At 59.9% G+C, this 3,242-nt stretch carries 4 protein-coding genes; 2 read left to right on the plus strand and 2 right to left on the minus strand.

Annotated features, from left to right (window positions below; translation table 11 throughout):
• Positions 1–81: 81 nt before the first annotated feature.
• Positions 82–678: a tRNA-uridine aminocarboxypropyltransferase gene (locus ACIOZM_RS28935; protein ID WP_401220412.1), complete on the minus strand. Its 597-nt coding sequence runs from the start codon at positions 676–678 to the stop codon at positions 82–84.
• Between the two features lie 18 nt (positions 679–696).
• Entirely contained in the window at positions 697–1,590 is an 894-nt protein-coding gene (locus ACIOZM_RS28940; RefSeq protein WP_007956593.1) for a LysR family transcriptional regulator, read from the minus strand.
• Positions 1,591–1,910: 320 nt separating this feature from the next.
• Here ACIOZM_RS28940 and speB point away from each other — a divergent pair, with 320 nt between their 5' ends.
• Positions 1,911–2,861, plus strand: coding sequence for an agmatinase (gene speB / locus ACIOZM_RS28945; protein ID WP_401220414.1), 951 nt, complete (start codon positions 1,911–1,913; stop codon positions 2,859–2,861).
• Between the two features lie 9 nt (positions 2,862–2,870).
• Positions 2,871–3,242 (plus strand): YybH family protein (locus tag ACIOZM_RS28950; RefSeq protein WP_401220417.1); only part of this gene is annotated, 372 nt, incomplete at its 3' end.

The raw sequence follows: 3,242 nt of genomic DNA on the forward strand, positions 1-3,242 counted from the left end.
AGCTGGCTCCCACAATATCTGTGTCGAACACAAAACCTGTGGGAGCTAGCCTGCTAGCGATAAGGCCAGTCCGAACAACACCTATCTGTCGCCATGATTACGCTGAAAAACCTCCTCCCCCATCGCCGCAATCTGCCCCTCGATCAATGCCTCGAACGGCTTGAGCAACGGTTCGAATGAAGTCGGCGCTTCCAGCGTCTGCAACGCCTGCACAATCGCCTCAATCGTCGACAACGCCCCAGGCCCCGGAGCCTTGCGCAGCCGATAGCGCGACACACCGCCCTCCGCCAGCGTCACCCGAGGCAGCGCCGCCAGCAGCGGATTGAGGTGCAGCATTTTGCGCGCCTTGCGCCAAGTGCCGTCCGGGACGACCAGCAACAGCGGTTCCTCCGATACGGTATAGGCCTGCATCGGCTGCGCATCATCGGCGGGAAACAACAGCCGCGCCTGATACCCCGGCTGATTCAACAGCGCAGGCAAATCCTCGAACACCTCACCCACAACCAGCTCGGCATTGGTCAACCCCAACGCCGCCAACCGCGCCGTGTTCAACGCATGATTGACCTCGCTCGGATGCTGCAACAGCAACACCCGGGTGCGGCTATCGAGACTGGGGATCAGCGAACACAGGCAATGAGTTTGAGGGCGCAGGCAGCGCGGGCATTGGAGTCTGGACATACTTCTTTTTCCTTCGAGCTACGCCTGATTGAGCTGTGCTTTGAGCAAATCACGGAAAGTCTGAATCAGCGGCTCACGACTGCGCCCGCGACGCATGATCATCGAAAATGGTGCCTGATAACCGAAGGTCGCCGGCAGCAAAACGCGCAAGTCACCCTTGTCGGCCCACGCCTGCGCATAGTGCTCCGGCAGGTAACCGATGTAGGCGCCGGACAGCACCAGAATCAGCTGCGCCTCCATACTTTCCACGGTCGCGGCGCTGTGTTTGAAACCGTGACGGGCCAGCTCGGCCTGACTCCAGTAACCACGACCGACCATGCGTTGCTGGGTGATGACCTGCTCGGGAATCCGCCGTTCGTTGAACAACGGGTGCCGACTGCTGCAATACAGCCAGTGCTGCTCGCGGTACAGCGGCATGTAGACCAGACCGCTCATGCGCGTGGAAAACGCGCCGATGGCCAGATCGAGACGGTTGTCCTGCACGCCGAGTTGCAGTTCATACGGACTCATCACCGACAGATGCAAATGCACCGCCGGGTGTTCCTGACTGTAGGCGCCGATGGCTTCGGCGAACGGCAAGGCCTTGTCGCTGACGGTGGAGTCGATCACCCCGAGGTTAAGCGTGCCGCGCAGTTCGCCCTTGAGCGCAGCGGCGTACTGCTCGAAGCCTTCGAGTTCGGCCAACAGGCGCAGGGTTTCCTGATGGAACAGTTCGCCCTTGCTGGTCAGGCTGAACCCGCCCCGCCCGCGATGACACAGCACCAGACCGAGCGCGGCTTCGAGCTGGCTCATGTAGGTGCTGATCGCCGAGGTCGACAGGTTGAGTTCCTGCTGAGCATTGGCGAAACCCTGATGACGCACGACACTGACGAAGATGCGCAATAGTTTCAGGTCGGGTAAAGCGTTGGCCATCAAAGACTCCATAAACCCATTTGAACTCGCCGGCCCCCTGTAGGAGCTGCCGAAGGCTGCGATCTTTTGATCTTCAGTAGGCTGGAAGGCACCAAAAATCAAAAGATCGCAGCCTTCGGCAGCTCCTACAGGGGAATTCGGCGGCGGGAGAAGTCTATCCCGGGCCCTCAGCATTAGTTTAGAAAAATCTGAACTAAGTATTTGCCCGTAGCGATTCTTCCCCTCCACTACATTTCGCAGAATCGGCCCCACAGCGGTGCCCGGACCTCCCATGAACGGCGCACCGACATAAATAAAACAAAGACGATGAGGCCTTACCCGTGGACAAGATTCTTCACCAACCACTGGGCGGCAACGAAATGCCGCGCTTCGGCGGCATCGCCACCATGCTCCGACTCCCCCATGTACCGACCGCTGCCGGTCTGGACGCTGCCTTCGTTGGCGTGCCTCTGGACATCGGTACTTCGCTGCGCCCCGGCACCCGCTTCGGGCCACGCGATATTCGCGCCGAATCGGTAATGATCCGCCCGTACAACATGGCCACCGGCGCTGCGCCGTTCGACTCGCTGTCGGTTGCCGACATCGGTGACGTGGCGATCAACACCTTCAACCTGCTCGACGCCGTCCGCATCATCGAAGAAGCCTACGACAACATCCTCGAACACAACGTGATCCCGATGACCCTGGGTGGCGACCACACCATCACCCTGCCGATCCTGCGTGCGATTCATAAAAAGCACGGCAAGATCGGTCTGGTGCACATCGACGCTCACGCTGATGTGAACGATCACATGTTCGGCGAGAAGATTGCCCACGGCACCACCTTCCGTCGCGCTGTCGAAGAAGGTCTGCTGGACTGCCACCGCGTGGTGCAGATTGGTCTGCGTGCGCAGGGTTACACCGCAGATGACTTCAACTGGAGCCGCGATCAGGGCTTCCGTGTGGTTCAGGCCGAAGAGTGCTGGCACAAGTCGCTGGCGCCACTGATGGCCGAAGTTCGCGAGAAAGTTGGCGGTGGTCCGGTGTACCTGAGTTTCGACATCGACGGCATCGACCCGGCCTGGGCGCCTGGCACCGGCACCCCGGAAATCGGTGGTCTGACGACCATTCAGGCGATTGAAATCATTCGCGGCTGCCAAGGCCTCGACCTGATCGGTTGCGATCTGGTAGAAGTCTCGCCCGCTTACGACACCACCGGCAACACCTCGCTGTTGGCCGCCAACCTGCTGTACGAAATGCTCTGCGTACTGCCAGGCGTGGTTCATCGCTGAGGATCGGTCATGAACGAACGTGATCAGGTTTTGAAAACCGCCGCCGATCTGGTGGCAGCTTTCGCCCGTAACGATCGCGAGGCTTACTTCGGCGCGTTCAGCGCCGATGCGAGTTTCGTGTTTTACACCCTCGAACAACCGCTGCTGTCGCGCGATGCCTATCAGGCCTTGTGGGACAGCTGGCGCGCCGAGGATGGCTTCGAAGTGCTGTCGTGCACGTCGAGCAACGCCTTTGTCAGCCTGCAGGGTGACGTGGCGATTTTCATCCATGACGTGGCCACCGAGCTGCGCATGCAAGGGGAGCAACATTTCAGCCAGGAGCGCGAGACGATTGTTTTCATGAAACAAGCGTCGAGGCTTGAACCACAAGGCCTTTGGCTG

The sequence above is a fragment of the Pseudomonas sp. NPDC087346 genome, from assembly GCF_044744235.1.
Taxonomy (GTDB): domain Bacteria; phylum Pseudomonadota; class Gammaproteobacteria; order Pseudomonadales; family Pseudomonadaceae; genus Aquipseudomonas.